We start from the raw sequence: 3,036 nt of genomic DNA, 5'->3' as shown, positions 1-3,036 counted from the left end.
TTGTTTCGTTCAGTTTTCAAAGAACTACTTGGTCGCTCATTTGCGACTTCCTTATGTTAACATTTTCATCTTTCAATGTCAACTAAGTTTTTCATTTCGTTTGTCGCTTTCAACGTTGTTGTCATCGGCGACTTGTTTTATATTACACCCCTATTCAGTAATAGTCAACATTAATCTTTCGTTTTTTTAGAAAAGATGAAACAGCTACTCATATTCCTCTTTATTTTCCATACATATAATTAAAATATCCGAAAGGGGTGTAGGGGTTGTTCGATCCTACCTTATTACACATCATCAATGCTCATTCAAGAAATCCACACTATCATAAGAAGTTTCCTATCATTCTATTTTGGAGCCAAAAAAGTGGTTGTACTTCTCTTGCCAAGTGGTTCTTTTACCAAATTGATTTATTACAAACAGCTCTAAATTATAGCCCTTTCATTCATAATTATGAATATGATATATACAAAAATGCGCCTGCCTATAGTCTACGGCTAGGTATAGCGTTACGAGAAAAACAAAAAGAAACTTTTAAACTTGTTCGTAACCCTTATAAGAGAGCAGTCAGTTCTTTCGTATCCTTAATTGCACCTCCTTATATAGAAAATCCCGAATGGAAGCCTATCCGAAAGTTTCTATATCAAGACGAAAATTCGTCCAAAGGGCTCTCATTTAAACAATTTCTATACTATCTACTTATTAATGGGGCACAAGCAAATAGTATTAACCCTCATTTCACACAACAATATATAGCTGATGAAGAAAAATATGTAACCAATTATATATACTTAGAAAACTTCAATCAGGATATGAAAGCATTAGAAAAGCGTTTCGAATTAAAAAACGCGCCAATAAATGAGTTTTCAACATCCTGGCATCATCAAACTCCCTCGATGATTTATAAAGGGAATTTTAGCGAATCCGATATTACTGACCCTTTATTCCCCCGTCTTCCAACTTTCGAAAGTTTTTATGATACTGAATGTATACAACTCGTTCAAACAATATTTCAAAATGATTTCAATACGTATAAATATAGCAAAGAATATCCATACTGATTTCAATCTATTATCTTTCCAAATAAAAAACACCTTATATATAAGGTGTTTTTTATTTAAACTATATACAACATACTGCTTAGCATTCCTTACTATTCAAGTTATTCCTCTTTAATAACTTACTTATTTTTTGTTTATCTGCCCATCCTACCCCTATTAAAACTAAACTTCCTCCTATTACTATCTTCCAAGTCACAGACTCATCTAATAAAACAATTGAAGCAACAATACTTATTAATGGTAACGCATTTAAATATAACCCACTTACTGATGCCGAGACTGTCTCTAATGCTCTATTCCAAAGCCAATACGCTAAAATTGTTGCCCCTATAACAAGATACATTACACTAAATCCAGTCTTCCATGTTTCGATTTCTGGGAAACCATAGTAAAAAGTTTCTACCATTGCAAATGGTAATAAAATAACAGCTCCAATAATTAAAGTTAATGTTGTAAAAACCTTGTTTGATAAATACTTTTCTTGTTTTGGTCGTTTCAGCAATACTGTATAGAGGGCAAATAAGAACGTACTTAATAAAATAAGGATATCTCCTATTAAAGATACTTCTTGATCCCCGTTACTAGATGGGATTGTAATAAGAAGTACTCCAATAGCCCCGAGTACAATACCAACCCAATAATTAAGCTTAATTTTTTCTTTCAAAAAGAACGCTGAAAAAAGAATTGTAACTAACGGTAAAGCAGCATCAATAATACTAACATGCAATCCACTTGTTAAAGAAATACCGTAGGATGTGAACATAAAGTAACCAGCTACACCAGTAAAAGATAGTAAACTCATTCTTTTCCACGGCACTTGTTTATGTACAACCGATCTTTTTAATTGTTTAAATGAAAATAGCAAACAAATTCCACCCGCGAAGAAAAGGCGAATAAATAACAAAGTAAATGGCTGAATAGATTCTAACGCCCACTTTGTTGGTGCAATGGCTGTTCCCCATAATATAACAGCTACTAATAACATGCATATTTCTTTCATAATCCCCCACACCCATCAAAAATATATGTTAATTACCTTAATTATAGATTTTTTGATGAATGAAATCCTTTAAAAACGAAAAAACATTGTATAAATTGAAACTTTAATCAGTGGGGGTTTACTTCAGCGCATGTCACATAGCTCAAAAGCATTGCGAAATGTTGGCTTATACACGATAAAACAAAGTTACTTAAACAATAACAGGATGGCTACTGTAAAAGAAGTAGATACTGCCATGCAAGCCGATACGAACTATCCAGGAGTTCAATCAAACTCTGTTCAAGCGATTCGCGGAGCCTTATATGCAGAAGTGAAGAGCTTTTTTAAAGCGTTGGAACAATGGAAGAAAAATCCTGAGAAGTTCACAGGGCGTCTGAAGTTCCCAAATTATTCTCGTTCCACTGACAAACGAATCATTGAAATCTATCAAGTCCCTAAAGTGGATAATAACGGGCATTGGATAGTTCCGATGAATGTGGCATTCAGAAAAAATTCGGTTCCATTAAAATACGTATGCCGAAAAATTTAAGACAAAAAAAAATCTCCTACATTTAGATTGTACCGAAGCAAAAAGGTCGGTTCTTTGAGGTGCATTATACATATGAAATGCACGTTTCTCAAATGAAGAAACCATCCACGACTACGAGTAACGCTTTGAGTTACGATTTAGGTGTAGATAGATTAGTAAGTTACGTGACAAATCGTAGGGTAGCATGAATGCTAGAGCGTCAAACTGTCTAGCAATAGACGAAAAGACCTAGCGCTCGAACTCAAGCCCCCACTGAAAGGCCTTGTCTCACTGGGGTAGTTGATTTTAAAACGTCTCTATTTCATCCTTTTCCCTCTTTACGATTACTAAATATATGAATTATGACATTTGATATATAAAAATAAACACAAAAAAACCTAAGTCGAAACGACTTAGGTTTTTGCTTGGCGACGTCCTACTCTCACAGGGACAAGGTCCCAACTACCATC

The 3,036-nt window shown here is 34.1% G+C and carries 2 protein-coding genes and 1 pseudogene; 2 read left to right on the top strand and 1 reads right to left on the bottom strand.

Going from position 1 to position 3,036, the window contains the following annotated elements; genetic code table 11:
- Positions 1-266: 266 nt before the first annotated feature.
- Complete coding sequence (locus ACTFRN_RS27975; RefSeq protein WP_000460233.1) at positions 267-1,058, top strand: sulfotransferase family 2 domain-containing protein; 792 nt, start codon at positions 267-269, stop codon at positions 1,056-1,058.
- A 79-nt stretch (positions 1,059-1,137) separates the two neighbouring features.
- Here the strand turns inward: ACTFRN_RS27975 and ACTFRN_RS27970 are convergent, their stop codons facing one another.
- Positions 1,138-2,058 (bottom strand): DMT family transporter, encoded by a 921-nt coding sequence (locus tag ACTFRN_RS27970; protein WP_000658266.1) that lies wholly within the window; start codon positions 2,056-2,058, stop codon positions 1,138-1,140.
- A 118-nt stretch (positions 2,059-2,176) separates the two neighbouring features.
- On the opposite strand from ACTFRN_RS27970, the pseudogene ACTFRN_RS27965 reads away from it, so the two are divergent.
- Positions 2,177-2,760 (top strand): annotated as a pseudogene (locus tag ACTFRN_RS27965) (RNA-guided endonuclease TnpB family protein); the annotation flags it as partial.
- Between the last annotated feature and the right edge of the window lie 276 nt (positions 2,761-3,036).

This window comes from Bacillus cereus group sp. MYBK245-2 (assembly GCF_051916145.1).
GTDB classification, from domain to species: domain Bacteria; phylum Bacillota; class Bacilli; order Bacillales; family Bacillaceae_G; genus Bacillus_A; species Bacillus_A pacificus.
The sequence above is the reverse complement of the archived record's forward strand: the minus strand, read 5'-3'. Positions and strand labels throughout refer to the sequence as shown.